At 68.2% G+C, this 25,571-nt stretch carries 20 protein-coding genes and 4 pseudogenes; 11 read left to right on the top strand and 13 right to left on the bottom strand.

Annotation, left to right across the window (positions count from 1 at the left end; genetic code table 11):
• Window position 1: 1 nt before the first annotated feature.
• Entirely contained in the window at window positions 2–625 is a 624-nt protein-coding gene (gene upp / locus CKW46_RS09030) for a uracil phosphoribosyltransferase (RefSeq protein ID WP_015354800.1), read from the bottom strand.
• 91 nt (window positions 626–716) lie between these two features.
• Between upp and CKW46_RS09025 the strand changes: the two genes are divergently transcribed.
• Both CKW46_RS09025 and satS read left to right on the top strand, forming a co-directional pair.
• A complete protein-coding gene (locus CKW46_RS09025; protein WP_085981831.1) occupies window positions 717–1,604 on the top strand; it encodes an alkaline phosphatase family protein in 888 nt (295 codons plus the stop codon).
• 48 nt (window positions 1,605–1,652) lie between these two features.
• Window positions 1,653–2,951, top strand: coding sequence for a protein export chaperone SatS (gene satS / locus CKW46_RS09020; protein ID WP_117438000.1), 1,299 nt, complete (start codon window positions 1,653–1,655; stop codon window positions 2,949–2,951).
• 88 nt (window positions 2,952–3,039) lie between these two features.
• Here satS and CKW46_RS09015 read toward each other — a convergent pair.
• Window positions 3,040–3,937: pseudogene (locus tag CKW46_RS09015) on the bottom strand (alpha/beta fold hydrolase).
• Window positions 3,938–3,955: 18 nt separating this feature from the next.
• Here CKW46_RS09015 and CKW46_RS09010 point away from each other — a divergent pair.
• Window positions 3,956–5,428, top strand: a complete 1,473-nt coding sequence (locus tag CKW46_RS09010; protein WP_015354796.1) for an HNH endonuclease signature motif containing protein — start codon at window positions 3,956–3,958, stop codon at window positions 5,426–5,428.
• Between the two features lie 108 nt (window positions 5,429–5,536).
• Window positions 5,537–7,063: an NCS1 family nucleobase:cation symporter-1 gene (locus CKW46_RS09005; RefSeq protein ID WP_117438003.1), complete on the top strand. Its 1,527-nt coding sequence runs from the start codon at window positions 5,537–5,539 to the stop codon at window positions 7,061–7,063.
• Here CKW46_RS09005 and puuE read toward each other — a convergent pair.
• From puuE to CKW46_RS08990, 3 genes are read right to left on the bottom strand one after another with little or no spacing between them, the layout of a single operon-like run.
• Window positions 7,042–7,932 (bottom strand): allantoinase PuuE, encoded by an 891-nt coding sequence (gene puuE, locus CKW46_RS09000; RefSeq protein WP_085979794.1) that lies wholly within the window; start codon window positions 7,930–7,932, stop codon window positions 7,042–7,044. The genes CKW46_RS09005 and puuE overlap by 22 nt on opposite strands.
• A gap of 17 nt (window positions 7,933–7,949) precedes the next feature.
• Complete coding sequence (alc, locus tag CKW46_RS08995) at window positions 7,950–8,909, bottom strand: allantoicase (protein WP_482053067.1); 960 nt, start codon at window positions 8,907–8,909, stop codon at window positions 7,950–7,952.
• On the bottom strand, window positions 8,906–10,189 hold the full coding sequence (locus CKW46_RS08990; protein WP_117438006.1) for a DUF6986 family protein: 1,284 nt from the start codon (window positions 10,187–10,189) through the stop codon (window positions 8,906–8,908). The genes alc and CKW46_RS08990 overlap by 4 nt, the downstream gene beginning before the upstream one ends.
• 122 nt (window positions 10,190–10,311) lie before the next feature.
• Here CKW46_RS08990 and CKW46_RS08985 point away from each other — a divergent pair.
• Together CKW46_RS08985 and CKW46_RS08980 are read left to right on the top strand one after the other, a co-directional pair.
• A pseudogene (locus tag CKW46_RS08985) lies at window positions 10,312–10,839 on the top strand (PE family protein); the annotation flags it as partial.
• Window positions 10,840–11,853: 1,014 nt separating this feature from the next.
• Window positions 11,854–12,131: pseudogene (locus tag CKW46_RS08980) on the top strand (PGRS repeat-containing protein); the annotation flags it as partial.
• Between the two features lie 978 nt (window positions 12,132–13,109).
• Here CKW46_RS08980 and CKW46_RS08975 read toward each other — a convergent pair.
• The 3 genes from CKW46_RS08975 to CKW46_RS08965 are packed head-to-tail and all read right to left on the bottom strand — an operon-like array spanning window position 13,110 to window position 15,891.
• A complete protein-coding gene (locus tag CKW46_RS08975; protein WP_482053066.1) occupies window positions 13,110–14,198 on the bottom strand; it encodes an adenosine deaminase in 1,089 nt (362 codons plus the stop codon).
• Window positions 14,195–15,496 carry a thymidine phosphorylase gene (locus CKW46_RS08970; protein WP_482053065.1) on the bottom strand — a complete coding sequence of 434 codons (1,302 nt, stop codon included), beginning with the start codon at window positions 15,494–15,496 and terminating at the stop codon, window positions 14,195–14,197. The genes CKW46_RS08975 and CKW46_RS08970 overlap by 4 nt, the downstream gene beginning before the upstream one ends.
• Entirely contained in the window at window positions 15,493–15,891 is a 399-nt protein-coding gene (locus CKW46_RS08965; protein WP_012393084.1) for a cytidine deaminase, read from the bottom strand. Before CKW46_RS08965 ends, CKW46_RS08970 begins: the two co-directional genes overlap by 4 nt.
• Window positions 15,892–16,194: 303 nt before the next feature.
• On the opposite strand from CKW46_RS08965, the gene sdhC reads away from it, so the two are divergent.
• The 4 genes from sdhC to CKW46_RS08945 are packed head-to-tail and all read left to right on the top strand — an operon-like array spanning window position 16,195 to window position 19,592.
• Window positions 16,195–16,533: a succinate dehydrogenase, cytochrome b556 subunit gene (gene sdhC, locus CKW46_RS08960; RefSeq protein ID WP_012393083.1), complete on the top strand. Its 339-nt coding sequence runs from the start codon at window positions 16,195–16,197 to the stop codon at window positions 16,531–16,533.
• Window positions 16,530–16,997, top strand: a complete 468-nt coding sequence (locus tag CKW46_RS08955) for a succinate dehydrogenase hydrophobic membrane anchor subunit (RefSeq protein ID WP_012393082.1) — start codon at window positions 16,530–16,532, stop codon at window positions 16,995–16,997. The genes sdhC and CKW46_RS08955 overlap by 4 nt, the downstream gene beginning before the upstream one ends.
• A gap of 28 nt (window positions 16,998–17,025) precedes the next feature.
• Entirely contained in the window at window positions 17,026–18,780 is a 1,755-nt protein-coding gene (gene sdhA, locus CKW46_RS08950; RefSeq protein WP_015354789.1) for a succinate dehydrogenase flavoprotein subunit, read from the top strand.
• On the top strand, window positions 18,780–19,592 hold the full coding sequence (locus CKW46_RS08945) for a succinate dehydrogenase iron-sulfur subunit (protein ID WP_020788440.1): 813 nt from the start codon (window positions 18,780–18,782) through the stop codon (window positions 19,590–19,592). Before sdhA ends, CKW46_RS08945 begins: the two co-directional genes overlap by 1 nt.
• A gap of 11 nt (window positions 19,593–19,603) precedes the next feature.
• Here CKW46_RS08945 and CKW46_RS08940 read toward each other — a convergent pair whose 3' ends face one another.
• The 5 genes from CKW46_RS08940 to CKW46_RS08920 all read right to left on the bottom strand — a co-directional run bounded on the left by CKW46_RS08940 (window position 19,604) and on the right by CKW46_RS08920 (window position 24,863).
• Window positions 19,604–21,331: a hypothetical protein gene (locus CKW46_RS08940; protein WP_499019253.1), complete on the bottom strand. Its 1,728-nt coding sequence runs from the start codon at window positions 21,329–21,331 to the stop codon at window positions 19,604–19,606.
• 122 nt (window positions 21,332–21,453) lie between these two features.
• Window positions 21,454–21,648, bottom strand: a complete 195-nt coding sequence (locus CKW46_RS08935; RefSeq protein ID WP_499019054.1) for a hypothetical protein — start codon at window positions 21,646–21,648, stop codon at window positions 21,454–21,456.
• Window positions 21,648–22,781, bottom strand: coding sequence for a hypothetical protein (locus CKW46_RS08930; protein WP_499019052.1), 1,134 nt, complete (start codon window positions 22,779–22,781; stop codon window positions 21,648–21,650). The genes CKW46_RS08935 and CKW46_RS08930 overlap by 1 nt, the downstream gene beginning before the upstream one ends.
• Complete coding sequence (locus tag CKW46_RS08925) at window positions 22,720–24,207, bottom strand: PE family protein (RefSeq protein ID WP_482053063.1); 1,488 nt, start codon at window positions 24,205–24,207, stop codon at window positions 22,720–22,722. The genes CKW46_RS08930 and CKW46_RS08925 overlap by 62 nt, the downstream gene beginning before the upstream one ends.
• Before the next feature lie 212 nt (window positions 24,208–24,419).
• Window positions 24,420–24,863, bottom strand: a complete 444-nt coding sequence (locus CKW46_RS08920) for a condensation domain-containing protein (protein ID WP_015354785.1) — start codon at window positions 24,861–24,863, stop codon at window positions 24,420–24,422.
• Window positions 24,864–24,932: 69 nt separating this feature from the next.
• Between CKW46_RS08920 and CKW46_RS08915 the strand changes: the two are divergent.
• Window positions 24,933–25,565 (top strand): annotated as a pseudogene (locus tag CKW46_RS08915) (carboxymuconolactone decarboxylase family protein); the annotation flags it as partial.
• Window positions 25,566–25,571 lie beyond the last annotated feature (6 nt).

Raw genomic sequence — 25,571 nt, 5'->3', positions numbered from 1 at the left:
TTCAGCGCGGACCGAATTGGCGGTCGCCCGCATCGCCGAGCCCGGGCACGATATACGCCTCCTCGTTGAGCCCGTCATCGATGGCTACCGTGAACAGCCGCGCGTTCGGTGCCGCCTTCTCGAGCGCCGAGACGCCTTGCGGCGCCGCCACCACGCACAGCACCGTGATGTCCGTCGCACCGCGGGACAACAACAAGTCGACGGTAAAAGTCATCGATCCGCCGGTGGCCAGCATCGGGTCCAACACCATTACGGGTAGCCCGGACAAGTCGTCGGGCAGCGATTCAAGATATGGGACGGGCTGGTGGGTCTGCTCATTGCGGGCGATACCGACAAAGCCGACCCGCGCCTCCGGCAGCGCCGCATGCGCTTCGTCGACCATGCCCAGTCCGGCGCGCAGCACCGGAACCAGAAGCGGGGGGTTGGCCAGTCTTAGGCCTGTCGTGGCCGCAAGCGGTGTACGGATAGCGACGGATTCGGTGGGCGCTGCGCGGGTCGCCTCATAGACCAGTACCAGTGTCAGCTCACGCAAGGCCTGGCGGAAAGCAGCGTTTCCGGTGCGTTCGTCACGCAGCGCGGTCAGGCGGGCCGCCGCCAGCGGGTGATCAATGACGTGGACTTCCACATGGGTGACTCTATATAACAATCGGATTCAAGCCGCTGACACGCTCCCCCTTCTCGCGGCGCCGAGGCCGAGCCGCCCATATACTCCGGGCGTGTGTGGCCTGAAACAGCATTTTACCAGTACATTTCGAGCTCTGGCGGTGCTCGGCGCGGTGGCGGTATCCCTACCGGCCCACGGTAGCGACGCTCCCCCGCGTATCGACCTGACCGCCACTGCGTTGCCGGCGTTCTCACATGTGGTGGTCGTGGTGGAGGAGAACCATTCGCAGGCCAACATCATTGGCAACAAGGCGGCCCCGTTCATCAATGCGCTGGCCGCCAATGGCGCGATGATGTCGCAGTCGTTCGCCGAAACGCACCCCAGCGAACCCAACTACCTGGCCTTGTTCGCCGGTACCACCTTCGGCTTGAAGAAGAACACGTGTCCGGTCAATGCGGGCAGCACGCCCAACCTGGCTTCGGAGTTGCTCGCCGCGGGCCACACGTTCGTAGGTTTCGCCGAGAGCCTGCCCGAAGTCGGTTCGACGGTCTGCAGCGCCGGAAAGTACGGGCGCAAGCATGCGCCTTGGGTGAACTTCAGCAATGTTCCGGCCACGCTGTCGATGCCCTTCTCCGCGTTTCCGACGCCGGCGGACTACGCCAGGCTGCCCACGGTGTCCTTCGTCATCCCCAACGGGGATAACAACATGCACGACGGCACCATCGCGGCAGCTGACGAGTGGTTGAACCGTCAACTGTCGCCGTACGCCAACTGGGCCCGATCCAACAACAGCCTGCTGATCGTGACGTGGGATGAGGACGACGGCGGCAGCCGCAACCAGATTCCCACGGTGTTCTACGGCGCACACGTACGGCCGGGCACTTACAACCAGACCATCAGCCACTACAACGTGCTTTCCACGCTGGAGCAGATGTACGGCTTGCCCAAGACGGGTTTCGCGGCGAACGCCCCGGTCATCGCTGATATCTGGGGCGGCTAACCACTACCGGGCCGGGCCCGCCGGCGGGCCGTCGCTATTCTGTGCCGCATGGCTGCTGACCTCGTGCCCATTCGCCTGAGCCTGTCCGATGGTGACCACTACACGCTGTGGGCACCGCGCTGGCGTGACTCCGGGGACGAGTGGGAGGCGTTCCTGGGCAAGGACGAGGACCTCTACGTCTTCGACAGCGTCGCGGACCTGGTCGCATTCGTACGCACCGTCACCGACAACGACCTGGTTGATCACCCGGGGTGGCAGGACCTGACGAAGGCCCACGCCCACAACTTCGATCCGGCCGACGACAAGAAGTTCGATCTGGTCATCGTCGAGGAGCTGGTGGCCGAAAAGCCGACCGAGGAATCGGTGAACGCGATGGCCGCAACCCTGGCGATCGTGTCGTCGATCGGATCGGTCTGCGAGCTGACGGCGGTTTCGAAGTTCTTCAACGGCAATCCCACGCTGGGCACCGTGTCGGGCGGCATCGATTACTTCTCCGGTAAAGCCGGCCAGAAACGCTGGAACGCGATCGCCGAGATCATCGCTCGCAGCTGGGACGACGTGCTCAAGGCGATCGAAGAAGTCGTCAGTACCCCTGAGGTTGACGAGAAGCTATCCGCCAAGGCCGCCGAGGAATTGGAAGAGGAGCCCGAAGAGGACGAGGGCGCAGCCGGCGAGGACGACGAGGCCAGCGCTGACTCCGCGGATGAGGACGACGAGGACGAGGCCGCCGAGGACGAAGACGAGGAAGACTCCGTCGAAGAAGACCGCGCCGCCGGCGACACCGTCGTGCTGGGCGGCGACGAGGATTTCTGGCTGAAGGTGGGGATTGACCCGATCCGGATCATGACCGGCGCGGGCAACCTCTACACGCTTCGTTGCTACCTGGACGATCGCCCGATCTTCCTGGGCCGCAACGGCCGGATCAGCGTCTTCAGCTCCGAGCGGGCGCTCGCGCGCTATCTTGCCGACGAGCATGATCACGATCTGTCGGATTTGGCCACCTACGACGACATCCGCACCGCCGCCACGGACGGCTCACTGGCGGTGGATGTGACCGACGAAAACATCTATGTGTTGACCGGGCTGGCCGACGATTTCGCCGACGGACCCGAGGCGGTGGATCATGACCAGCTCGACCTGGCCGTCGAATTGCTCCGCGACATCGGCGACTACTCCGAGGAAGGCACCGTCGACAAGGCGCTCAACCCGGCCAAGCCGCTGGGCAAGTTGGTGGCCTACGTGTTGGACCCCGATTCGGGCAGCAAGCCGGCGGCTCCGTATGCGAAAGCGGTGCGCGAGTGGGAACAGTTGGAGCGGTTCGTGGAGTCGCGGCTAAGGCGCGAATAGCGCCGCCAGCCGGCGACGACATATAACCAAAGCGTCGCGGCTAAGGCGCGAACAGCGTCGCGGCTAAGGCGCGAACAGCGTCGCGAGCTCAGATGTCGGCGGCGCAGGCAGCGAAAATCGCATCCCAGTCCTCGACGTTGAAATGGCCCTTGCCGGCGGCCCAATGCAACTCGACGTTGGGGATCACACGCTCGAGGTACTCCCCCATCTCGCGCGGCACGAAGCTGTCGTGGGTGCCCAGCCAGATATGGGTGGGCACGTCCACCTCACTGGGGTCGAACTCCCACGGCCGATACTCGAGAAACGCTTCGTATGCGGCACCCCGGCTGCCTTGCCGAAACGCCTCGAGCTGCACCGCCTGGAAGTGTTGGACGAAGCGTTTGTCACGCATCCGGTGCTTGTCGACCGCGGGTACCGAAGCGGTTATCAGCTTGGTGAACAGTCCGGGTGCGTACTTTGCACACCAACCGAGCGGGGCGAACAGGGCGTGAAACAACCGCGGCCCATGTTGGGCCAGACGGGCGTAGGACCGGTCCGCCAAATTGAGGCTACCCATGATTTCCGGCGTCGCCAGCGGCCCCCAGGGGCCGAGTGCGCCGATGAACGCCAGCCGCGAGAGGGCAATCCGGGCACCGCAGGCGAACAGGTGCGGTCCCGCCCCCGAATGACCCACCACGCCGAACTTGTCCAACCCCAACGCGTCGGCCAAAGCGCAGACGTCTGCCGGCCAGTCCCGCAATGTGCGGCCCTCTTGGAACGTCGATCGCCCGTAGCCGGGCCGGTCGACGGCGATGAGCCGAAACCGGGCACGCCGCGCGGCGCCGTCGGCGAAGGCTCCTTCCAGCCGCGAGCTGGGTGTGCCGTGAAAAGTAGAACGTCGGGTATCCGGTGGGGTCGCCCCATTCGAGGCAGGCAAGTTCGCGCCCATCGGGCAAGGTGACCACGTTGGCCTCGTCGGCGCGAATGTCTTCCGGCAAGGTCTGCATCAGGCGCTGCGCCCCACGGTGTCGGTGGACCAGCATATTATCGAACATGTGTTCGATATTGACGATTCCGCGCCCCTGACTCGGATCACCGCTGCCGCGCGGGCCGAGGCCCGGGCTGCCGCGGAACGCCTGGCGGCCATCGGCGATCTGTTCCGGTTGCGGCTGTCCCAGCACGGCAACCGCGAGGATTGGGTGGCCGACACCTGCGACGCGGTAGCGGCTGAGGTCGCCGCAGCGCTAAACACCAGCGTGGCGATGGGGCACAGCAACCTGCGTTATGCGCGGGCGATGCGTGAGCGGCTACCGCAGTTGGGTGCGGAGTTCCGGGCCGGCGGCATCGACTTTCGGCTGTTCCGCACGATTGTGTTTCGCACCGATCTGATCACCGACTCTGACGCCCTGGCGGCCGTGGACGCTCGACTGGCCATCAAGGCGCCCCGCTGGCCATCGATGACCAGTTGGAAGCTCGCGACAGAGGTCGATCGCGTGGTTGCAAAATTCGATCGCGACGCGGTACGCCGCTCGCGACGCGATGCCGCCGACCGGTATGTGGACTGCGCCCCGCTCGAGCCCGGGATGGCCTTGGTCAACGGCCAGGTCTTCTCGGCGACGGCCGAGGCGCTAGCGCGTCGCCTCGATGAACTCGCCAAGACAGTCTGTGCCGATGATCCGCGTACCGTCGTACAGCGGCGTGCGGACGCACTGGGCACGTTGGCCGCCGGTCAGGACCGGCTGATATGCGACTGCGGCAGGACGGACTGCCCGGCCGCGGGCGCTCCGCAACAACCCAGCCGAGTGGTGATTCACGTTGTTGCCGGTCGCGAGACGGTGGACGGGGCGGGCGAGGCGCCGGGAGTTCTTCCGAGCGACGGGATCATCCCCGCCGAGATCGTGCGCGAACTGGCCAAATCAGCCAAGCTCCAACCAATGTCGACGCCGATACTGGCCGAAACCGGATATGTACCGTCCCCGGCACTGATGGACTTTGTTCGCGCCCGCGACCTGACCTGCCGGGCTCCCGGCTGCGATCGACCCGCAACCCAGTGCGATGTCGATCACACAATCCCGTACAGCGACGGCGGAGCGACGCATCCGTCGAACCTGAAATGCCTCTGCCGCAAACATCATCTGCTCAAGACATTTTGGGGCTGGCACGACGAGCAGCTACCGGATGCAACTGTCATCTGGTCGTTGCCCGATGGGCAGACCTACGTCACCACGCCGGGCAGCGCATGGCTTCTCCCGGGACTATTCGCGCCCAGCCCAGAGCTGCCGCCCCCCGCTCGGAAGCCACAGGATCACTGCGGAAGCCGCGACGCGATGATGCCCAAACGCGCCCGAACTCGCGCCCAAAGCTCGGCCGCACGCATTGCGGCCGAACGCAACCACAACATGACTAGCCGCGAAGCCCGGCGACGGCGTTGGGAAGAGTGCTATTTCGGGCCGCGCGACGCATCGGCATCCGATGACGAGGAACCGCCACCCTTCTAACGCTGGACCCATCCGCCTCACGCGCAATAGGCACATAGCCCGCGCGAAATGTGACGGCAATACCTTGGAAATAGTGTCATAGGTTCATCGACGTCCGACGGAAGAGCCATGATCGACACCACCGCACCGCACAGTCCAGTGCATTCGCCGAGCCATGGAGCCGGACCCGCCAACATCAAGCCCGATTATCACCCTAGGCTGACCAACGACGACCTGGCGCCGCTGCGCGAGCAGACGTGGGGCACCTACAACATCTTCGCTTTCTGGATGTCAGACGTGCACAGCGTCGGGGGCTACGTGACGGCGGGGAGCCTGTTCGCGCTGGGACTGGCCAGCTGGCAGGTGTTGGTCTCACTGGTCATCGCGATCACCATCGTCTACTTCCTGTGCAACCTGGTGGCGCGGCCCAGTCAGGCAACCGGCGTGCCGTATCCCGTCATCTGCCGGACCGCATTCGGCGTTCTCGGCGCGAACATCCCGGCAATCATCCGCGGGCTGATCGCGGTGGCTTGGTACGGAATCCAGACATACCTTGCTTCGGCCGCACTCGATGTGGTCATGATCAAGCTGTTTCCCGGCCTGGCCCGCTACGCCGTCGTCGAGGACTACGGATTCCTGGGGTTGCCGGCACTGGGCTGGGCCAGCTACTTGATTCTGTGGGTTCTGCAGGCATGCGTGTTCTGGCGCGGCATGGAGGCCATTCGCAAGTTCATCGACTTCTGCGGTCCTGCGGTATACGTCGTGATGTTCGCGCTGTCCGGATATCTCATCAGCAAGGCCGGTTGGGCTGCCATCGATTTGAATCTCGGCGACGTGAGGTACTCCGGATGGGATGCGATACCGGTGATGTTGGGGGCCATCGCGCTGGTGGTGTCCTACTTCTCCGGCCCGATGCTCAATTTCGGCGACTTCTCCCGCTACGGACGCTCGTTCGGCGCGGTACGCAAGGGAAATTTCCTGGGGCTGCCGCTCAACTTCCTGCTGTTCTCGCTTCTGGTGGTGGTCACGGCCTCGCTCACCGTTCCGGTGTTCGGCGAACTGATCACCGACCCGGTGCAGACGGTGGCACGCATCGACTCCACCTTCGCGATCATTCTGAGCGCTTCGACATTCACCATCGCGACCATCGGCATCAATATCGTCGCCAACTTCATCTCCCCTGCGTTCGACTTCTCCAACGTCAACCCGCAGCGGATCAGCTGGCGAACCGGCGGGATGATCGCGGCGGTGGGGTCGGCGCTGATCACGCCGTGGAATCTGTACAACCACCCTGATGTCATCCACTACACGCTCGAGACCCTTGGCGCCTTCATCGGCCCACTGTTCGACGTGCTGATCGCGGACTACTACCTGGTGCGCAAGCAACACGTCGTCGTCGACGACCTGTTCAGCCTCTCGCACGACGGAACCTACTGGTACCGCAAGGGATACAACCCCGCCGCGGTCATCGCCACGGCCGTGTCAGCGGCGATTGCCATGGTCCCGGTGTTGGCCAGCGATGTCTACGGCATGTACACCGCCGCGGAGTACAGCTGGTTCATCGGCTGCGGTGTCGCGCTAGTCGTCTACTACCTGTTGGCTACCCGCGGCCGGCTCGCCATAGCGCCGCCCTATCACCCGGTTGGCGCCGGATGAACCTCGCGCCAGTGCTCGGCGATCTCGACGCGCCGGGCCAGCCACACCCGATCGTGGGACCGCACATGGTCGAGGAAGCGCTGCAGGGCAGCCGTTCTGGCCGGGCGGCCGACCAGCCTGCAATGCAAACCGACGGATAGCATCTTCGGGCTGCCCGCACGCCCCTCGGCATACAGCACATCGAACGCGTCGCGCAGATGGGCGAAGAACTCATCGCCGTTGGAGAACCCCGCCGGTGAGGCGAATCGCATGTCGTTGGTATCCAGGGTGTACGGCACGACCAGGTGATCGCTGGCGCCGACCCGCACCCAGTACGGCAGGTCGTCGGCATACGAATCGGAGTCATAGAGGAAACCACCGTGTTCGACCACCAGCTCGCGGGTGTGCGGTGAGTCGCGACCGCCGTACCAACCGCGCGGCGCGGACCCGGTGAGCTCATGGTGGATTCGCACCGCCTCGGACAGGTGGGCCCGCTCGGTATCCCGGTCGATCTCTTGGTAGGACTTCCAACGCAGCCCATGGCAAGCAATTTCATGACCGAGCTCACGAAAAACCTTTGCCACCTCTGGGTTTCGCTGCATCGCCTGGGCGACGGCGAAAATGGTCAGCGGCACGCCGGATTGCTCGCAGACCCGCAGCACCCGCCACACGCCCGCCCGAGATCCGTATTCGTAGAGCGACTCCATGCTCATGTGCCGGTTCGGAAATGACTGTGCGGGCACGATCTCGGACAAGAAGGTCTCTGACCCCGAGTCGCCGTCGAGGACGCTGCTTTCGGCCCCCTCTTCGTAGTTCAGCACGAATTGCACCGCGATCAGCGCACCGCCGGGCCACTGGGGATCGGGCGGCGTGCGACCATACCCGGTCATATCCCGCGGATACCCGGTCACGCCAGGTCCCCGAACAGCCGCAGCCGCGATAGCCCGCCATCCGGATAGATCTCCAAACGAGCCTGATCCACAACATCTTTGGTGCTGACCAGAAACCGGTGCCGGGTGTCGGGCAAGAGGTTGGTGCGCGGTAGCAGCTCGATCCATTCGCCAGTGGGCTGCCGACCAACCACCGCCGCCGCGCCCGGACTATTCCCGACGAAATACGACGTGTCGATTTCGACCAGCCGCACCACGCCGGGGCCGGCCAGCTTGATCAGCACCCAGTCGTTGCCATCGTCACGACGCCGGGCAGTCTCCCAACCGTCACCCATGACTCGCGCCAGGCCCGGGAAGATGACGTGCTGCGGCGAGCTGTAGAAGCGGTTCGAGCAGTCCAGCACCAGCCCGCCATTTTCCAGCGCGGCCAGATCCAGCAGGCCGGCACCTAGGAACCGACGGTCGGGACGTCCCTCTCCGTGTACCCGCAACCGCGCCACGCCGCCGTCCGGATAGATGCTGAGCCGCACATGGGTCCAACGCTTTTCGGAGCTGACCACAGAGGGATTGTCGGCGTCACCGACCACCTTGGCACGGGCCACGATCGTTTCCCAGCCACCGTCGCTGGCCAGCTGCTCGGCCGGCGGATAACCGTCGACCGCTAACGCCTCGATCGAGACTTCGGGCGGGTAGTTGCCCTTGAACCACGCGGTGTCGACCACCACACCGCGGATCACACCCGGGACACCGAGTCGCACGATCGCCTGGTCGTGACCAGGCTCACGGCGACGGCGGGTCTCCCATCCGTCATAGACCTGGCCCTTGTGCCCAAAGGAAGCCGGGCGATAGCTTGCGGGGCCCGGATTGATCAGGTTCTCTTTTTCGGCGAACGACTCATCGTTGGCCCAAATCACCGCGCCGCCAAGCGGTCGCAGCGCCAGATCGGGCAGCCAGGTGAAGTCCGGGGTATCTGTCATGAAGGGTTGTACTCCTGCGGTATTCGCATTTTTAGGGCTCGCAGCACTGACTCAGTGGCGCCAGGTGCGGCGTCGCGCACCTGGTCGGCACTGAAGGCTCCACAATCAAGGCCACGCAGCACGACCGCCGCCAGTGCCTCCGCGGTGGCCGGCTCGTCGATGACACCACCACCGGCGCGCTCGAGATAAGCCTGCAGCCGCGGGGCGGCAACGCCCAGCGCCGCCCGGAAAAAGGTGAAGGTGGCAAGCCATCGGGTGACCAGGTGGCCGGGATGCATGTCCCATCCCTGGTAATAACCGCGTTCCAGCGACCGGGTGACCAACCGGTAGTGACTCCGAAACGCCTGCACCACTTGCTCTTCGGTTCCCTCAGGCATCACGTTGGTGGATCCGTCGGAGACCCGGACACCGGTCTGCGCGGCCGCGGCAAGCATCACCGCCTTGGCGTGGTCGGCCACCGGGTGATCGAGCGCCTGGTGCTGAGGTGCGATCCCGCACGCGGCACTGTAGTCGTAGGTGCCGTAGTGCAGGCCGGTGCAGCGGCGCTGCGACATGTGGATCGCTCGTGCGAGGGTAGCGGCGCCGTCCGGGCCGATGACTGCCTGCGGGCTCTCGATCTGCAATTCGAACTTCAGAGCGCCCGTCGGCAAGCCGTGCGCTGTTTCCAGGGCCTCACACAATTGCACCGCCGCGCCGACCTGGTCCCCGGCGCGAAGCTTGGGCACGGTGAAGACGAAACCGTCCGGAACGCCACCCGCACCGTCGAGCACCAGCTCCAGTGTGCGTAGCGCCCGACGCCACTCGGAGCTGGTCAAGCCCTTGATCCGGACGCCGCAGACAGGCAGTCCCAGCGACCGCAACGTCTGTCCGGCGCGCACGGCGTCGTCGTCCTCCACGTCGTCACCGCGTATCCCGTACCCGTCCTCGAAGTCCAGCCGTAGGTCCTCGATGGGGCCGGCGGCCAGACGTCGCTGGACCAACCCAAGTGCCGCATCGTCGCCAAGTTCGCTCAATAGGTCGACATGGCGCTGCAGCAACGCGGCGGCGGCGGCACCCCACTGGGAAGGCGTCTGGGAGGTAGCTTCGGCGGCGCTGACGTACACGGTGTGCACCGGTTGCACGCCGGGGCCGTCGCCCGGGTAGCGAGCCGCCAACTCCTGGTCAACCTGCGCCAATACCGCATCGATGTGTGCGAGAGCCGGCGAGTCGACGGGTCTAGACCCCGATTTGGGGTTTTCGGTCGCTGCTGCCACCCGCCCATCATCACAGATGCCCCGCACCCGGCTGACAGCCAATGGCGGGCAAGCACGACGGGGCGTCCATGAATTGGACGGGGCTTCAGCAAATCATATGAATCACAATCGAAACGCCCGGATGCCACCATGCGCTGTCGATCTTGTTGATGGGGAATCCGACTTGGAGGGCAGCGATGGCGTTTGTGTTGGTGGCTCCGGAGATGGTGACGGCCGCGGCGTCGGATTTGGCGAATATCGGCTCGGCGATCAACACGGCCAATACCGCGGTCGCGGCACCCACCGCGGAGCTGCTGGCCGCCGGGACCGATGAGGTCTCCGAAGCCATCGCCTCGCTGTTTTCCGGCCACGCCCTGGACTATCAGAGCCTCGGCGCCCGGATGACAGCGTTTCACGATCAATTCGTGGCGGCCCTGACCGCGGGTGGCGGCCTGTACTCCAGCGCCGAGGCCGCCGCCGCCACGCCATTGCAAGACCTGCTCAATGTCGTCAACGCCCCCACCCAAGCACTGTTGGGGCGCCCGCTGATCGGCGACGGCGCCGACGGAACCGCGCCAGGGCAGGCCGGCGGAGCCGGTGGACTGCTCTACGGCAGCGGCGGTAACGGCGCCGCGGGCACCAACCCCGGAGCGGCCGGCGGGGCCGGCGGGGCGGCCGGGTTGATCGGCAACGGCGGTGCCGGCGGGATCGGCGGCGCCGGTGGCTCCGGCGGTGCCGGCGGGACCGGGGGCTGGCTCTACGGCAACGGCGGCGCGGGTGGTGCCGGTGGGGCCGGCGCGCCGGGGCCGGTGAGCTTCAACGGCAACAACGGTGGCAACGGCGGCAACGGTGGCGCGGCCGGCTGGTGCGGCACTGGTGGGGCCGGCGGCGCGGGCGGCGAGGGCGGGGCCGCCGGCGGCGACCCGGCCGATATCGCCTACGGCCAAACGGGCGGGGTCGGTGGCAACGGCGGCAGCGGCGGCAACGGCGGATGGTTCGCCGGCAACGCCGGTGCCGGTGGCAACGGCGGAGTCGGCGGAGACGGCAACGCCGCCGACCATGGCCTGGTTGCCGGTGCCGGCGGGGTCGGTGGGGCCGGGGGCGCCGCCGGGCTCTTCGGCGACGGCGGAGCCGGCGGACAAGGCGGCGACGGCGGACCGGCGGGATTAGTCGGCGCGAGCGACGGCGGCGCCGGTGGCGATGGCGGGCGCGCCGGGTGGCTCAGTGGTAACGCCGGGGCCGGCGGGGTCCTGGACAGTACCAGCCCCGTCTTTCCCGGCAACGGCGGCGCGGGTGGCAGCGGTGGTGCCGCCGGATTGTTCGGCGACGGCGCCGCCGGTGGCGCCGGCGGGGCCGGCGGGGCAAGCCAGACGTTTACCGGCGACGGCGGGGCCGGCGGGACCGGTGGCGCTGGCGGGTGGCTCTACGGCAACGGCGGCGCCGGCGGCAGCGGCGGTAATGGCGGCACCGGCAGCATCGGCGGGCTGATCGGCAATGGTGGCGCCGGCGGCGCCGGCAATACCAACCAAGTCTCGGGCTACAGCGGCAACGGCGGCAACGGCGGCAACGGCGGGGCGGCACAGCTGATCGGTGCCGGCGGTGGCGGCGGGGAAGGCGGGGTCGGCGGAACCGGGGCCGCGAGGGTGACCGGAAGCGCCGGCGCCAGCGGCGTGGGCGGACGACTGTACTCGGGCAACGGGATCCCCGACATCTTTGGCCGCCCACTAATCGGCGACGGCGCCGACGGGGCACCGGGCACCGGGCAAGCCGGCGGCGACGGCGGCTGGCTCTACGGCAACGGCGGCGCCGGCGGCTCCGGCGCCGCCGGGCAAGCCGGGGGGCCGGAGGTGCAGCCGGGTTGATCGGCAACGGCGGCGCCGGTGGCACCGGCGGCTCCGGTGCGGCCGGCGGCAACGGCGGCGCCGGTGGCTGGCTGTTCGGCAACGGCGGAACCGGCGGAACCGGCGGAACCGGCGGAGACGCCGTCGCCGGCTTGCCCGGTAACGGCGGTAACGGCGGAGCCGGCGGAGCCGCCGGCTGGTGGGGCCGCGGGGGCATCGGCGGCCAAGGCGGCACCGGCGGAGAAGCTGGTGGCGGGACTGGAATCCATGCCGGAAATGGCGGCACCGGTGGCAACGGCGGAGGCGGCGGCTGGCTGTCCGGCGACGCCGGGGCCGGCGGGCAAGGCGGCGCCAGCGTGGCGTCAAACTACATCGCCGGCGGTGGCGGGGCGGGAGGCAATGGCGGTGCCGCCGGATTGTTCGGAGCCGGCGGGGCTGGTGGGACCGGCGGAACCGGCGGCAATGGCAACGCCCCCGCCGGTGGCGACGCCGGTCACGGTGGCCAGGGCGGCTACGGCGGTTGGTTGGCCGGCAGCGGAGGTGCCGGCGGGACCGGTGGTGTCGGCGGGTTGGGGGATTCCGCAAGCGGGACCGGTGGTAGTGGCGGTGGCGGCGGGGCCGCAAGGCTATTCGGCGACGGCGGAAGCGGCGGAAACGGCGGAGTAGGGGGGGCCCGGCACCGTAGTGTTCGCCGGCGGCGGCGGCAGCGGCGGCACCGGCGGCGCCGCCGGATGGTTGATCGGCAACGGCGGGGCCGGCGGATAAGGTGGAGTAGCGGGTACCCCGGATGGGGTCGACGGTCTGCTCGGAGGCACTGGCGGAGCCGGCGGCACCGGCGGCACGGCCGGATGGCTCTACGGCTCCGGCGGCAGCGGCGGCGCGGGCGGAGCCGGAACGGCCAGCTTTTACCCGGGTAGCACCGGCGGCAACGGCGGAAACAGCGGAAACGGCGGAGCCGCACAGGTCATCGGCTCCGGCGGCTCCGGCGGAGCGGCGGGGACCGGCGGGGCCGGCGGGCCCGACAGTCCGCCCGACATCCCGGCCGGAAACGACGGACAGGACGGAGTCGGCGGTGCCGGCGGGTCCGGCGGACTGGTGTTCGGCAATTCCGGCGGGTAGCCGCCCGGCTAGCCGATCAGCACCGCGAACCGCGGCTTGATCACCTCGTCGATGATCTCCAGGCGCTCGTCAAAAGCAATGAACGCCGACTTCATGGCATTGATCGTGAAGCGTTGGATATCGCTCCACCCGTAGCCGAACGTCTCCACCAGGCGGTACATCTCCTGGCTCATCGATGTGTCGCTCATCAACCGGTTATCGGTGTTGACGGTGACCCGGAATCGGCTGCGGGCCAACAGGTCAAAGGGGTGCTCGGCGATGCTGGCCACCGCTCCGGTCTGGACGTTGGAGCTGGGGCACAGCTCCAACGGAATCCGCTTGTCCCGCAGGATTGCCGCCAGCCGGCCCAACTTCACATCGCCGTCGGGACCCACCTCGATGTCGTCGACGATCCGCACCCCATGACCCAACCGGTCCGCTCCGCAAAACGCGATCGCCTCGTGGATGGACGGCAGACCGAACACCTCACCAGCATGAATCGTGAAGCGCGCGTTGTTGTCCCGCATGTACTCGAATGCGTCCAAGTGCCTCGACGGCGGGTAGCCGGCTTCCGCGCCGGCGATGTCGAAGCCCACTACCCCTTTGTCGCGGAACCGGATCGCCAGCTCGGCAATCTCGCGCGACATGGCCGCGTGTCGCATCGCGGTGACCAGCAGGCGCACCTTGATGGGACACCCGGCACCGGCACAGGCCCGTTCGCCGGCGGCAAAGCCCGCCAACACCGCGTCGACGATCTCGTCGAAGGTCAATCCCTGATTGATGTGTAGTTCTGGCGCAAAACGAATCTCGGCATAGACCACCGCGTCGGCGGCCAGATCTTCCACACACTCGTAGGCGACCCGATACAGCGCTTCGGGCGTCTGCATCACCGCGACGGTGTGCGAGAACGGCTCCAGGTAGCGCTCCAGCGAGCCGCTGTGCGACTGCGTGCGAAACCAACTCGCCAGCTCCCCGGCATCGGTGGAGGGCAAGCCGTCGTACCCGACCTGGCCGGCTATGTCGAGCACGGTTTCCGGACGTAACCCGCCGTCGAGGTGGTCATGCAGCAGGGCCTTGGGCGCCTGCCGGATTGCGTCTAGCGTCGGCATGTCTGTCATCGGCTGATCCGATCAATGATGAGAGGCCGAGTGGTCGGCGCGCTGTCAGCGACGCTGAAGCCGGCGGCCAGCTCGGCTACCGCGGCGCCGAACCGCTCGGGGGTGTCGGTATAGAGCGTGAACAAGGGCTCACCGGCCGCCACCGGCTCCCCCGGTCGCCGATGGATCCGAATGCCAGCGCCGTGCTGGACCCGTGCGCCGGGGCGGGACCTGCCCGCGCCGAGCCGCCATGCCGCCAACCCCACCGCCATCGCATCGATGTCGCCCATTGTGCCGCCGCGGCCGGCCCGGACGGTTTCCGAATGCGCACCAATCGGCAACGGTTTGGCCAACTCTCCCCCCTGGGCCGCGATCAGCCGGCGAAACCGGTCCATCGCGGAGCCGTCGCGCAGCGTCTCGGCCGGGTCGCGGCCATCGATCCCAACCAGGTCGAGCATCTCGGCTGCCAACCGCACCGTCAGTTCCACCACGTCGGGCGGCCCACCGCCGTCGAGCACCTCCAGCGCCTCGGCCACCTCGAGCGCATTGCCGACGGTCGAGCCCAACGGACAGTTCATGTCGGTCAGCAGCGCTCGGGTGGGCACGCCGTGTGCCGCGCCCAGCTCGACCATGGTGTGTGCCAATTCACGTGATTGGGTTTCGGATTTCAGAAACGCTCCCGAGCCGACCTTCACGTCCAGCACCAGCGCGCCCGCCCCCTCGGCCAGCTTCTTGCTCATGATCGAGCTGGCAATCAACGGCAGCGATTCCACGGTGCCGGTGATGTCGCGCAGCGCGTACAGCTTGGCATCGGCGGGCGCCAGCTCACCAGCGGCGAAGATCGCGGTGCCGACATCGCAAAGCTGTTCACGCACCTGCTGGTTGGACAGCGTCGCGGTGAATCCACTGATGGATTCCAGTTTGTCCAGGGTGCCGCCGGTGTGGCCGAGCCCACGACCCGACGCCTGCGGGACAGTGCCCCCACAGGCGACGACGACAGGCACCAGCGGCAGCGTGATCTTGTCCCCCACCCCGCCGGTGGAGTGCTTGTCCACGGTCACCAACGGCGCACCGCCCGCGCGCAGATCGGAGAAGTCCAACCGCGGGCCCGACGCCAGCATCGCCGATGTCCACCGGGCGGTCTCACCTCGGTCCATGCCCTGCAAGACAATCGCCATCAGCAGCGCCGACATCTGTTCGGGCGCGACCCGGCCCTCGGTGTAGGCGTCGATCACCCAGTCGATAGCAGCATCGGACAGCCGACCGCTGTCACGCTTGATGCGGATCACCGTCGGTGCATCGAACTCGAAGTCGGTCAAGTTGGTTCCCCGGTGAGGTCGGCGTGGAAAGGTTCGGGCAGCAGATCGCCGAGCCGGCGAGGCCCGGCGAGATGGTCGACGAGCAGCTCCGGGCCGCCGTGCTCGAACAACAGCTGGCGACACCGGCCGCACGGCATCAGCGGTGCTCCGCGGCCGTCGACACATGCCAGCGCGACCAGCCGACCCCCACCCGTGGCATGCAGGGCGCACACCACACCGCATTCCGCGCACAGGGCAAGCCCGTATGAGACATTTTCCACATTGCACCCGGTAACGACCCTGCCGTCGTCGACCAGCGCGGCGGCACCGACCGGGAACCGCGAATAGGGTGCATAAGCCCCGGCCGCAACCTGGGTTGCTTTGTCGCGCAATTGTTTCCAATCAATATCGGGCATTCCCAACCCCGCTCGACGATGGCCTGTTTCAGGTAAGTCACCCTAACTCCCGGTAGCCGACACATGATCTGGATCGCAGAGTGCGGTATCGCGCGCATCGCGGTCAAGATAAGCTCGATTGCCCGACAAGAGCTGTTCGACCGTGGTTTTGAGGGGCTTTTAGGGGTGCTTGAAGGGCTTGGAAGGGGTCAGTAAAAGGTGAGCACAACGGCGACAAGCGTGGATCCGGCCGCCGCGAAAAAGGCGCCGGGATCTTCCCGTAAAAGGCGACCGCCACGCACCCTGTATCGGGGCGATCCCGCAATGTGGTCGTGGGTGCTGCACCGCATCACCGGCGCCGCCATTTTCTTTTTCTTGTTTGTCCACGTTCTGGACACCGCCCTGGTGCGGGTGAGCCCACAGGCTTACAACTCGGTAATCGACACTTACAAGACACCGATCGTCGGCCTGATGGAATTCGGGCTGGTTATCGCGGTCTCCTACCACGCACTGAACGGGATCCGGATCATCTTGATCGACTTCTGGTCAGAGGGGCCGCGCTATCAGCGGCTGATGTTGGCGGTCGTCGGCGTGGCCTGGCTGCTGATCCTGGTGCCGTCGGCGGTGGTGCTGGGCATTCACATGGCGGAGCACTTCCTATGAGCGCCCCAGACCACCAGCTCGGCCGGGGCGAGCACGCTCCGGTGTTGCAGCGCAGCCACGACCGGCCCGCCAGCCTGGACAATCCACGTTCGCCGCGTCGCCGCGCCGGCATGCCCAACTTCGAGAAATACGCCTGGCTGTTCATGCGATTCTCCGGCGTAGTGCTGGTGTTCCTGGCGCTGGGGCACTTGTTCATCGGGCTGATGTGGGAAAACGGGGTCTACCGAATCGACTTCAACTACGTGGCGCAGCGCTGGTCGTCCCCGTTCTGGCAGACCTGGGATCTGCTGCTGTTGTGGCTGGCACAGTTGCACGGCGGCAACGGGCTGCGAGTCATCATCGACGACTACAGCCGCAAGGATTCCACTCGATTCTGGCTGAATTCGCTGCTGGTGGTGTCGATCGTGTTCACGCTGGCCCTAGGCAGCTACGTGCTGTTGACGTTCGACGCGAACATCTCCTGAAAGTCCAGAAAGTCCGGAAAGGCAAGCCTTGATCCAGCAACACCGATACGACGTGGTGATCGTCGGCGCGGGCGGTGCCGGCATGCGTGCGGCGGTAGAAGCGGGTCCGCGGGTCCGCACCGCGGTGCTGACCAAGCTGTATCCGACCCGCAGTCACACCGGCGCGGCCCAGGGCGGCATGTGCGCCGCGCTGGCCAACGTCGAAGACGACAACTGGGAATGGCACACGTTCGACACCGTCAAGGGCGGCGACTACCTCGCCGACCAGGACGCCGTCGAGATCATGTGCAAAGAGGCCATCGACGCGGTGCTCGACCTGGAAAAGATGGGGATGCCGTTCAACCGCACCCCCGAGGGCCGCATCGACCAGCGCCGCTTCGGCGGGCACACGCGCGACCACGGTAAGGCTCCGGTGCGCCGGGCCTGCTACGCCGCCGACCGCACCGGGCACATGATCCTGCAGACGCTGTACCAAAACTGCGTCAAGCACGACGTGGAGTTCTTCAACGAGTTCTATGCGCTCGATCTCGCGCTCACCGAGACCCCGAGCGGTCCGGTCGCCACCGGAGTCATCGCCTACGAGCTGGCGACCGGCGACATTCACATCTTCCACGCCAAGGCCATCGTCCTGGCGACCGGCGGTTCGGGCCGGATGTACAAGACCACCTCGAACGCGCACACGCTGACCGGTGATGGCATCGGCATCGTCTTCCGCAAGGGACTCCCGTTGGAGGACATGGAGTTCCATCAGTTCCACCCGACCGGCCTGGCCGGCCTGGGCATCCTGATCTCCGAGGCGGTACGAGGCGAGGGCGGCCGGCTGCTCAACGGCGAAGGCGAGCGCTTCATGGAGCGCTACGCCCCCACCATCGTCGACCTGGCGCCCCGCGACATCGTCGCCCGCTCGATGGTGCTGGAAGTGTTGGAGGGCCGCGGCGCCGGTCCGCACAAGGACTACGTCTACATCGACGTCCGCCACCTGGGCGAGGACGTGCTGGAGGCCAAGCTGCCCGACATCACCGAGTTCGCCCGCACCTATCTGGGGGTGGACCCGGTGCACGAGCTGGTGCCGGTCTATCCGACCTGCCACTACGTGATGGGCGGCATCCCCACCACCGTCACCGGACAGGTACTGCGGGACAACACTCACGTCGTTCCCGGCCTGTTCGCCGCGGGTGAGTGCGCCTGCGTCTCGGTGCACGGCGCCAACCGGCTGGGCACCAACTCGCTGCTGGACATCAATGTGTTCGGCCGCCGGGCCGGTATCGCCGCAGCTCGCTACGCGCGCGGGCACGACTTTGTGGACATGCCGGCGGAGCCGGCCTCGATGGTGGTCAGCTGGGTAGCCGACATCCTGTCCGAGCACGGCAACGAGCGCGTCGCCGACATCCGCGGTGCCCTGCAGCAGACCATGGACAACAATGCCGCGGTGTTCCGCACCGAGGAAACCCTCAAACAGGCACTCACCGACATCCACGCGCTCAAGGAGCGGTATTCCCGCATCACCGTGCACGACAAGGGGAAGCGGTTCAACAGCGATCTACTGGAAGCCATCGAACTGGGCTTTTTGCTGGAGCTGGCCGAAGTCACCGTGGTCGGCGCATTGAACCGCAAGGAGTCCCGCGGCGGGCACGCCCGCGAGGACTACCCCAACCGCGATGACGTCAACTACATGCGCCACACCATGGCCTACAAAGAAGGCACCGACCTGCTCAGCGACATCCGGCTGGACTTCAAACCCGTCGTGCAGACCCGCTACGAACCCAAGGAACGGAAGTACTGATGTCTTTGGACACTGAGAGGGCCTCCTCCGACGACGTCACCGACTCGCTGGCCCCACCGTTGCCGCCGGTTCCGGACGGTGCGGTGATGGTGACGGTGAAGATCGCGCGGTTCAACCCGGATGCCCCCGAGGCCTTCGCATCGACCGGCGGCTGGCAGAGCTTCCGGGTGCCGTGCCTGCCCAGTGACCGGCTGCTGAACCTGCTCATCTACATCAAGGGCTACCTGGACGGCACCCTGACCTTCCGACGTTCCTGCGCACACGGAGTGTGTGGCTCCGACGCCATGCGGATCAACGGCGTGAACCGGCTGGCCTGCAAGGTGCTGATGCGTGACCTGCTGCCCAAGAAATCGGGCAAACAGCTCACCCTCACCGTCGAACCGATCCGTGGGCTGCCGGTGGAAAAAGACCTGGTGGTCGACATGGAGCCGTTCTTCGACGCGTATCGCGCGGTGAAGCCCTATCTGATCACCAGCGGCAACCCGCCCACCCGGGAGCGCATTCAGAGCCCCACCGACCGCGCCCGCTACGACGACACCACCAAGTGCATCCTGTGCGCGTGCTGCACCACCAGCTGCCCGGTGTTCTGGAACGAGGGCAGCTACTTCGGCCCGGCGGCGATCGTCAACGCGCACCGCTTCATTTTCGACAGCCGTGACGAGGCGGCCGCCGAGCGACTCGACATCCTCAACGAGGTCGACGGCGTGTGGCGCTGCCGCACCACGTTCAACTGCACCGAGGCCTGCCCGCGCGGCATCGAGGTGACCAAGGCGATCCAGGAAGTCAAGCGGGCGCTGCTGTTCTCCCGCTGAGCCGGTCCGTCTCAAGATAGGGAGATGCCGAAGCCACCGGCACCGCCGCCGCCGCCATCGATGCCATTGGCAGCGCCGCCGTATTCGCCTTGCGCACCCGGAATGACCCCCAGAGCACCAGCATTACCACCGTTCCCGCCGCTACCGGCCAGGTAGTCGCCACTCCCAAATGGGGGCGGGACCCCTGGTAGGCCGGTGCCGCCGGCACCGCCCCTACCGCCATCGCCCGAGTGGACGTTGCTGGCCCCGCCGACCCCGCCGTTTCCGCCATTTCCGGCGTTGTGGCCGGCATAGGCGTCGCCGCCCCGGCCGCCGGCGCCGCCGTCGCCCGCTGTCCCGTACAGGCTGTCACCGCCACGACCCCCACGTCCGCCGGCCTCGCCGCCGGCGCCGTCGGCGCCGTTTCCGCCGTTCCCACCGTTGCCCCAGGTACCCGCCGCGCCGGTAGCACCGTTGGCACTTGTGGCTCCGTTACTGTCAGCGCCGCCACTCCCGCCCGCACCCCCTGCACCGGAGGCGCCAGCGTTACCGCCACTAGCGCCGTGGATGTAGCCACCCGTTTGCCCGTTGGCGCCGTTGCCGCCGTTGCCGCCGTCGCCGCCCTGGCCGCCGGTTCCACCGACCCCGCCGGCACCCAAGCTGCCCGCGTCGCCGACCGGTGCCGCACCCGCGGCCCCGCCGGCCCCGCCCGCACCGCCGGTGCCACCGGCACCGCCCGCCATTCCGAATACACCGCTGGCACCGGCGGCCGAATTATCGCCACCATCGGCGCCCCGGCCGCCGGTACCGCCGGAGCCCCCATCACCTGCGAGGCTTCCGCCCATACCACCGTTGCCACCGGCACCGCCGATCCCGCCGGTGCCGCCGTCTTCGCCGTTCGTTGGGCGACCGACGGAGCCATCCGCGCCCGCAGCGCCGGCCCCGCCGCTGGCGCCGTTACCTCCGTTTCCACCGTCGCCGCCGTCGCCAACCAGGCCGCCGTTGCCACCAGCGCCGCCCGCGCCACCGGCGGCCCCGGCAGTAGTGGCGGTTGCGCCGTTGCCGCCGTTGCCGCCGTGATCGGCGGCGGCGCCTGAGACGCCGGACGCACCTCTCACGGAGCCCGCGCCTCCCTTGCCGAGAGCACCACCGGCGCCGGGATCGCCGCCGTTACCACCGGCCCCACCGGCTTGGCCCGGGTTGACGGCATTGGCGCCGTCGCCCCCGTTGCCGGCGATGCCACCGGTCCCGCCGTCACCTCCCACCCCACCGTGGCCCTGTTCGCCGGCATGACCTGCTGCCGCGGTGCCCCCTTTCCCGCCAGCTCCGCCAGACCCGCCAGCCCCGCCGGTCCCGCCGTCACCGCCAGTTCCGCCGCCGATATCGTTCGACAGCGCGTTGCCGACCGTCCCGTCGGCGCCAGTGCCGCCAACACCGCCGGCGCCGCCGGCCCCGCCCGCCCCGCCGTTACCGCCGTTGCCGAACTCGGAACCGCCCTTGCCGCCGGCGCCACCGGAACCGCCGGTCCCGCCGGCCTGACCAGCGCCGCCGCTATCGCCCGCGGCGAGCCCGCCGCTGCCCTCGGCACCGACCCTCCCGGCTCCACCGGCCCCACCGGTGCCGCCGTTGCCGAGCCGCCCGCCATCGCCACCTACCCCGCCGTCACCGCCGTTGGGGGAACTGGCCGACCATCCGGAATCAGCGCCCGCCCCGCCGTTGCCACTGCCTGCAGTGAGCGTGGTCGAGCCGCTGAAACTGATGCCGGAACCGGTTCCGCCCGCGCCGCCGGCCCCGTTATACCCGGAGTCACCGCCGGAGCCGCCGGCGCCGCCCGTGGGGTCGACACCATATGTCCCCCCTCCGGATCCGTCTCCCCCGCCGATCAGCCTCGAGTCATAGGTACCCCGGTGGCACCGTCTCCGCCGTCACCAGCAGTCCCGGCCAGTCCACCGTTACCACCGTTGCCGCCATGACCCTGGGTGCCCGCCGCCGCCGTGCCGCCGTTGCCGCCCTTGCCGCCGGAGCCACCAGCGCCGCTGTCTCCACCGTTACCGCCCGCGCCGTTGTGGACCGACATCAACTTGCCGTCAGCGCCGTCCCCGCCGTTGCCGCCGGCCGCTCCGTTGCCGCCGACCCCGCCATCGCCGCCGTTGCCGGCACCGGCGCCGCCCTTGCCGCCGTCCCCGCCGGCACCACCGCTGCCGCCAGCACTGCCATCGCCGCCGGATCCGCCGACAACGGTGGCATCCGCACCCGAAGTTCCCGCCATACCGTCACCACCGGCACCGCCGGCACCGCCAGACCCAATGCGCCCGCCATCGCCGCCGGCCCCACCAGCGCCGCCGGCACCACCGGCCACGGTCGCGTCGGCACCTCGACCTCCAGCCCCGCCATTACCGCTGATGCCGCGGGTCCCGGTGCCGTCATCACCGGCGGTGGCACCGCTAGCGGCATGGGTGCCGTTGCCGCTGTCACCGCCAATGCCCCCTTGCCGCCCGCGCCGGGATCACCACCGGCACCACCAGCGCCACCGGCGCCATCGTTGACCGCCGCGCTACCGGCGGCCCCGGCACCACCGTCACCGGCGGCCCCGCCCAGCGCTCCGTCACCGCCAACGCCGCCCGCGCCATGACCGCCGGAGACATAGCCAGCCGCTACCGCACCGCCGCCAGCCCCACCGGCACCGCCGGAACCACCAGCACCGCCGACGCCACCATCGCCACCATCGTCTCCATTGGCACCGGCCTGCGTACCGGCAGCACCGGTGGCGCCGTGCCCGCCAAGACCGCCGGCCCCGCCCTTGCCGCCGATGCCACCATCTCCGCCGTTGCCGGCATGCGTGCCGCCCCTGCCGCCGTCCCCGCCGGCACCACCGCCGCCGCCGGCCCCGCCGGCACCACCGGTCGCACCGGCGACGGTGGCATCCGCACCCGAAGTTCCCGCCATGCCGTCACCACCGGCGCCGCCGGCGCCGCAAGACCCAATGCGCCCGCCATCGCCGCCGGCCCCACCAGCGCCGCCGGCACCACCGGCCACGGTCGCGTCGGCACCTCGACCTCCAGCCCCGCCATTACCGCTGATGCCGCGGGTTCCGGTGCCGTCATCACCGGCGGTGGCACCGCTAGCGGCATAGGTGCCGTTGCCGCTGTCACCGCCAATGCCCCCCCTTGCCGCCCGCGCCGGGATCGCCACCGGCACCGCCGGCACCACCGTCACCGCCCGTCGGTCCCGCGGCGCCGTTGCCGCCGGAGCCACCATCACCAGCAGCCCCGCCCAGGGCACCGTCACCACCGATACCACCGGCACCGGCACTGCCGTGCAGCCCGAACAGTCCGCGCGCACCCCCACGACCACCGGCACCGCCCGCACCACCGTCACCGCCCGCACCACCGGCGCCACCGACACCGCCGTCACCCCCACTGAGACCACTCGAGCCCGTAGCACCGGGGTCAGCGACCACCGCACCGGCCGCCCCCGCTACCCCGGTGCCGCCGACACCCCCGTCCCCGCCCCAACCGAACAGCAGCGCGGCGCTACCGCCAGCGCCGCCGTCACCGCCAACACCACCAGCACCGCCCGCACCACCGAGGCCGAACACCAGCCCGCCGCTACCACCAAAACCGCCGTCACCGCCAACACCACCAACACCGCCCGCACCACCGCGGCCAAGCATCAACCCGCCGTTGCCCCCGCCGCAACCGTCACCGTCCACACCACCGACACCGCCGGCACCGCCCTGACCGATCAACCAACCACCGTTGCCACCGCGACCCCCAGCGACTCCATCGACGTCGGAATCCCCACCCTGGCCGCCACTGCCGTACAGTCCCGCGGCGCTGCCCCCGTCACCCCCATTGGCGCCGCCGGCGCCACCATTGCCGATCAGCCAGCCACCGTTGCCGCCGGCACCACCCGCACCGGCCGCCCCGCTGAGCCAGTTCCCACCGTTTCCGCCCAATCCGCCGTTGCCGAACAGTCCGGCGTTTCCACCGGCCCCGGCGTTTCCGCCGATACCGGTGACGCTGTTCCCGCCCCACCCGCCGGACCCTCCGGAGCCGTAGAGCCACCCGCCGGAGCCGCCGGCACCGCCCGCGCCGCCCGGACCAGCCGCACTCGCGCCACCGGCACCGCCGGCACCGCCGTTGCCGATCAGTCCCGCGCCACCACCCCTACCACCGGCTAGCCCACCCTCGGTTTGGCTGTAGCCGTTTCCGCCGTTGCCATAGAGCAGCCCGCCGGCCTGGCCGTTCGGGCTGGCCGCTGTCCCGTCGGCGCCATTGCCGATCAATGGGCGCCCGATCATGGCCTCGGTTTGCGCGTTGACCGCTCCCAGCAGAGTCTGCAGTGGCGACGCGTTGGCGACCTCGGTGGCCGAATACCACTCGGCAGCCGCGTTCACGGCCTGAACAAACTCGGCGTGAAACCCAGCCGCCTGTGCGCTGATGGCCTGATAGTCACGGGCGTAGGTGCCAAACAGCTCCGCAATGGCTTCCGATACCTCGTCGGCGGCCGCCGACAGCACCGAAACGGTCGGGGTTGTCGCGGCCGCGTTGGCGGCCTGAAGCATCGACCCGATGTTTGCCAGATCAGACGCGGCGACCGACAAAATTTCCGGCGCGGCAACCACATACCCCATTCGGGACCTCCAGGACGTCTTAGCTACTCACCGGAGTCATACGGTCACTTTGTTGATTAATCAATAGAGTAGACGCGGCGGTCTCGCCCGCAGTACATTTTAGAATTTCATTCTAGAATGCTTGGGATGGCGCGGCCAACGGGCAAGTGACGCAACTGGCCCCGGGGTATCGGAGCCGCTCCGGCACGCACCAACGCACGGCGCTGGTTACCTCATGCGTTCGACGTTTCAGACCTTAGGACGTCCCCGTCACACTCGCGCACCAACTCGTCGACCACCGACTGCCACCCCGGGCCGTCGATGCAGAGTTGGCTGGCGGTGAGCACCAACCGCTCGGGTGCCCCGGGAAGTAGCGACGCAGCGAACAGCCGGCCGGTGCACATGTCGAAGCTGGACCGATGCCGTGCGACCACCTCTGCCACCGCCGCGCCCGGGGGTTCCACCGCCCAACCCCAGCCGCCGCCGGGCCGAGACGTCCAGGTATCCACCCGGGGTTCGAACATGGTGCCGAGGGCGGGATGAGCGTCGAAGACCGTGTCGACCGCGGCTCGTATGCGCGACTGATCCACCCGCGAGTGTGCGACCAACACGTTGGTGTGTGCGCTGGGCTCGATGTCCTCGAGCCGGGGCAGCTCCGCGAAATACGAGTACGACATGACCCGAGGCTCCGGCACAGTCCTCGATGAATTCTTGGCAGATTCTTGGAGCGCCGCCGCGCCGGCCTGTCACATTCGGGCGGCCCGTCTCGTCTGAGGGGTATGACCCAGAAAACCCGTATCGAACCCTTGCCCCCAAAGCGAGCCGGCCTGCTGGTCGGCGCCCTTTATCGGATAGCCAAACGGCGCCTCGGCGAAGTTCCCGAGCCATTCAGCGTGGTGGCACAGCACCGGCGTCTGCTGGTTGCCAATGCCGTGCACGAAACCATGGTCGAGCGAGCGTCACGGACGCTGCCGGCCGGCGTGCGAGAACTGGCCGTGTTCTGGACCGCGCGCCAAATCGGCTGCTCATGGTGTGTTGACTTCGGATCGATGCTGCAGCGCCTCGACGGCCTGGACGTGCACCGGCTCGAGGACATCGACGAGTACGCGACGTCACCGCTGTTCAGCGACGACGAGCGCGCCGCTATCGCCTATGCCGAGGCGATAACCACCGACCCGCACACCGTCACCGACGAGCAGGTGGCCGAGCTGCGGAGCCGCTTCGGTGACGCCGGAGTGGTCGAGCTGACCTATCAGATCGGCTTGGAGAACATGCGGGCGCGGATGAACGCCGCGCTGGGCATCACCGAGCAGGGCTTCAATTCCGGTGACGCCTGCCGCGTGCCATGGGCCACCGCCGAGCCGCAGTTCGGGAGGTAAGCGCAG

Source organism: Mycobacterium liflandii (assembly GCF_022354805.1).
Taxonomy (GTDB): domain Bacteria; phylum Actinomycetota; class Actinomycetes; order Mycobacteriales; family Mycobacteriaceae; genus Mycobacterium; species Mycobacterium marinum.
The sequence above is the reverse complement of the archived record's forward strand: the minus strand, read 5'-3'. Positions and strand labels throughout refer to the sequence as shown.

Excerpts from the sequence above, each read along its gene's own strand:
- satS (WP_117438000.1), top strand. The coding sequence starts at position 1,653 with ATGGCTGCTGACCTCGTGCCCATTCGCCTGAGCCTGTCCGATGGTGAC.
- CKW46_RS09005 (WP_117438003.1), top strand. The coding sequence starts at position 5,537 with ATGATCGACACCACCGCACCGCACAGTCCAGTGCATTCGCCGAGCCAT.
- puuE (WP_085979794.1), bottom strand. The coding sequence starts at position 7,932 with ATGACCGGGTATGGTCGCACGCCGCCCGATCCCCAGTGGCCCGGCGGT.
- alc (WP_482053067.1), bottom strand. The coding sequence starts at position 8,909 with ATGACAGATACCCCGGACTTCACCTGGCTGCCCGATCTGGCGCTGCGA.
- CKW46_RS08975 (WP_482053066.1), bottom strand. The coding sequence starts at position 14,198 with ATGACAGACATGCCGACGCTAGACGCAATCCGGCAGGCGCCCAAGGCC.
- CKW46_RS08965 (WP_012393084.1), bottom strand. The coding sequence starts at position 15,891 with ATGCCCGATATTGATTGGAAACAATTGCGCGACAAAGCAACCCAGGTT.
- sdhC (WP_012393083.1), top strand. The coding sequence starts at position 16,195 with ATGTGGTCGTGGGTGCTGCACCGCATCACCGGCGCCGCCATTTTCTTT.
- CKW46_RS08955 (WP_012393082.1), top strand. The coding sequence starts at position 16,530 with ATGAGCGCCCCAGACCACCAGCTCGGCCGGGGCGAGCACGCTCCGGTG.
- CKW46_RS08945 (WP_020788440.1), top strand. The coding sequence starts at position 18,780 with ATGTCTTTGGACACTGAGAGGGCCTCCTCCGACGACGTCACCGACTCG.
- CKW46_RS08935 (WP_499019054.1), bottom strand. The coding sequence starts at position 21,648 with ATGTCGGTCCACAACGGCGCGGGCGGTAACGGTGGAGACAGCGGCGCT.
- CKW46_RS08925 (WP_482053063.1), bottom strand. The coding sequence starts at position 24,207 with ATGGGGTATGTGGTTGCCGCGCCGGAAATTTTGTCGGTCGCCGCGTCT.
- CKW46_RS08920 (WP_015354785.1), bottom strand. The coding sequence starts at position 24,863 with ATGTCGTACTCGTATTTCGCGGAGCTGCCCCGGCTCGAGGACATCGAG.